The organism is Zooshikella harenae (assembly GCF_018837975.1).
Classification (GTDB): Bacteria; Pseudomonadota; Gammaproteobacteria; order Pseudomonadales; family Zooshikellaceae; genus Zooshikella; species Zooshikella harenae.
The window spans coordinates 1-3,206 of sequence record NZ_JAGSOY010000165.1 but is presented as its reverse complement, the minus strand read 5'-3'; the positions used below and the strand labels follow the sequence as shown (position 1 = coordinate 3,206).

Annotated in this window: 3 protein-coding genes; all 3 read left to right on the top strand. The window is 37.8% G+C overall.

The features are described 5' to 3' along the window. Positions 1–264 precede the first annotated feature (264 nt). The 3 genes from KCG35_RS24195 to KCG35_RS24185 all read left to right on the top strand — a co-directional run bounded on the left by KCG35_RS24195 (position 265) and on the right by KCG35_RS24185 (position 2,466). A complete protein-coding gene (locus KCG35_RS24195) occupies positions 265–942 on the top strand; it encodes a nucleotide-binding protein (RefSeq protein WP_215822423.1) in 678 nt (225 codons plus the stop codon). Next, positions 935–1,222 (top strand): hypothetical protein, encoded by a 288-nt coding sequence (locus tag KCG35_RS24190; RefSeq protein ID WP_215822422.1) that lies wholly within the window; start codon positions 935–937, stop codon positions 1,220–1,222. Before KCG35_RS24195 ends, KCG35_RS24190 begins: the two co-directional genes overlap by 8 nt. Before the next feature lie 188 nt (positions 1,223–1,410). Next, a complete protein-coding gene (locus tag KCG35_RS24185; RefSeq protein ID WP_215822421.1) occupies positions 1,411–2,466 on the top strand; it encodes a hypothetical protein in 1,056 nt (351 codons plus the stop codon). The last annotated feature ends 740 nt before the right edge of the window (positions 2,467–3,206 follow it).

Genomic DNA, 3,206 nt, shown 5'->3' with positions numbered 1-3,206 from the left:
GTTGGGTTGCACTTAACATACCTCCGTATTGTCACTACCCATTTATATTAGTGTCAATATATTTTGATTTTCCCAATAATTCAACATCATATGAATTTCACATGATTCTCATGTGAGACTCACGTGAAACTCAGTTGAAAGTTGATATAGTTTCACATCACTTTAAAATGAACTTAGGTTTAATTTACATCTAATGTCGTAATGAGCTAACATCATATTAATAACGATTCCAAACTGATTCGGCTTTGTTTTTGGACCATTATCATGTCAGAGACAAATCAACGTGGCCTTATAGTCGCTGTGGCTTCGACTAAAGGTGGGGTGGGTAAAAGTACGCTAGCAATAAATCTTGCGGCTGAATTTGCACGACTAAACTACAAAGTGCTTTTGATCGACGCAGACAAACAAAGAACATCTGCTAAGTGGTTTGATAGACGACAAGAAAGTATTTCTTGTGGTGAGTCATGGCCACATGTGTCGTGCATAGAAAAACAAGGTCACATAAGACAAACTGTTATTGAGCAGGCGGGTCATTATGATCTTGTCATAGTAGATCCTGCTGGACGTGACTCTCGTGAAATTCGAAGTGCATTTGGTGCTGCTGACTTGATTTATATTCCTACCCAAGTAAGTCAGGTTGATTTAGAAACGCTGGATGAAGTTGTAGCTGTACTAGAAGACACTTACGAACTAAACCCAGACAGAAGGGTTAAAATATTAGTAACACAAGCTCCAATAACACCAGGAGCTAATGAGTTAAAAGAAACAAAAGAGTTTGTTAACGAATACAAGGATGAGATGGAGCTGTCTGGTGTTGTTATTCGTTCAAGAAAAATTTATAGGACATCACCACGAAATGGTTCTGGTGTTGTTGAATGTGCAGACTCAAAAGCTAAAGCCGAAATACAACTTCTAGCTCAGGAAATACTTCAAAATGCCTAACAAACCTTCACTTATCAGATCTCGATCTCCAAAACCAAGCACAGAGCGTGAAACAGAAGTTATTGAAAAGGGTGCAGATCCAACTATAGCTAAAGCCAAAAAAAGCAAGAAGACAACAGACTTTGCTGCACCACTCAATGACTACTATCGAGATAAGCTAACAAAACTTTCTGAAAGAATGAGTCAAGATATCGGCTTCAAAGTAAGTCAACGTCAGTTGGCAGCGAAGGCAATTTGCGAATATATTGATCGTCTTTCAGAACAGTATCAACTTGATTGATAAATGAAAGGGAACTCACGTGAAAGTCACCCTAAACTCACGTGAGTTTCATGTTAAAGTCACTTCATCTACAAAGTGTTTTTCAAGAATGCTGTAGTAAGAGGGAAGGGTGGCAATAGCATACATCTGTTGTGAACATTCATGTAGTCAAATATACTCAATCTATTGACTAAAATTTATGCACTTACATGTATACAAAAACTGACTTAAAAGAAATCAGTCCTGACTTTATAAAACAGTTATCATTCTTCAAGCTGCTTGGAGCACAAGATGCTGATTATTCTAACGCAGTTGACTTCTATGACCACATTCCTAAGTTTGTCGACAATATTCAAAAACGATACTGGACTTATAGCGAAGTAAAGCCCCAGGAATCAACTGAGTTTAAATACAACTACTGTGGTTCTGAAACAACATTCATCGTCAGCATAAAGCCAGGTCGAATCATTAAAGATATCGATGGTAAGAAGACAGATGTGTTAGTTTATCCATCGATACAACGTGAAGAGCCTGTTTATGATGCTCTTCGAAAGCTAGCTACTAGTGATAATGGTGCCTTTTTCGATGGTGAACTGGGCACTCTATTTACGCTTAGAATGCTACAAAAAGAGCTAAAGCGCTTTAAAAAAACATTCTCTATACCTGAAATCATCGAAAGCTTACAAGTACTTAGGCGCTCAGAGATCGAAGTTAGCAGTATCGCTGGTAATTTTAAATGGGAACCCTCTTTTCTTAGTAACCTTATGCTTGTATCTCGACAAGAGATTGAGAGTGCTGGAAGCCAGATTAGATGTATAGCCGTTTTCGATTCTTTGGTATCTAATGCAGTTAAGGCGCTTGATTTCCGTGAGCATAACTACGCCATCCCCCAAAGCGTCAAAAGCCCTATAGCTCGCTACCTGATCAAGCGCATGGACCGACGATACAAACAAGCAAGCCCTGATCAACCATATGTCATTAAGCTCTCTACAGTATTTAAAAGCATCTTTAAACCGATAGATAAGCGAATGTCGAATAACACTCGCTACATGAATAAGGCTATCGAAGAGATGAAAGAGAAACGGCGAGTTAAAGATGTTGAGGTAGAACCTGTCAAACACCACACAGATAAGCGTAAGATCAGCGACTATTTATACAAGTTCTACCCTCACGACGACCTCATTAGCGATATGAAGCGCTTTAATAAGAAGCAAGCCTCCCTCAAAAAGCAGCAGCTTTCGCTTCAACTCGAGCCAATCAAGTAGTGCTCATCTGGTAGGTTAGCTGAGCACTATTTTTCACGTTTTTTTTAACTAATGTTCATTTTTTATTCTATAGTTTCACATGCTAGGTTTGCCGAGCAAGTTTATTTTACCCAAAAAACAAGCATTTAAAGCCTTTTTAACACGTTCAGTAAAACCTCTTTCCTCCTACCCACTTCTTCAATAATTGTTCTTTACTGTTATCCACATTTTTGGTGGATAACCCTGTGTAAAACCCCCTAAAACTGGTAGGTTTGCTGAGCAGTAAGTGGTAGGTTTATCGAGCAATGTTTACATCTGACTGATTTATGTACAATTTTTCTGGTAGGTTTATCGAGCAGTATCTAGTCAAGTGATAGGTTTGTCGAGCAGTAAGTGGTAGGTTTATCGAGCAACTTCAAAATTACTGGGGATAAAACATGGCTTTCCTGTGGATAACCTAAGCCGTTGATTTTTAGCATGGTAGGTTTGTCGAGCAGCAAGTGATAGGTTTATCGAGCAGTAAGTGGTAGGTTTGCTGAGCAGCTTATTTTTAAGGAACCCTTTAATATCAAGGTCTAAAGGCCTATTTTGTGATCCGCAATCTTTCTTAACCTTTCTTAACCTTTAACCTTTCTTAGTATTTATATTAAATAAATATAAATACTTTATAATGATTAAATATTAGCTACTAACAAAAACAAGAAATACATCAACAAAATTAGTGGTTAAATTTTATACAGTTTATTTGACTGTTAATCTTG

Bases quoted from the DNA above. Each gene is read 5' to 3' on its own strand.
- KCG35_RS24195 (WP_215822423.1), top strand. From the start codon at position 265: ATGTCAGAGACAAATCAACGTGGCCTTATAGTCGCTGTGGCTTCGACT.
- KCG35_RS24190 (WP_215822422.1), top strand. From the start codon at position 935: ATGCCTAACAAACCTTCACTTATCAGATCTCGATCTCCAAAACCAAGC.
- KCG35_RS24185 (WP_215822421.1), top strand. From the start codon at position 1,411: ATGTATACAAAAACTGACTTAAAAGAAATCAGTCCTGACTTTATAAAA.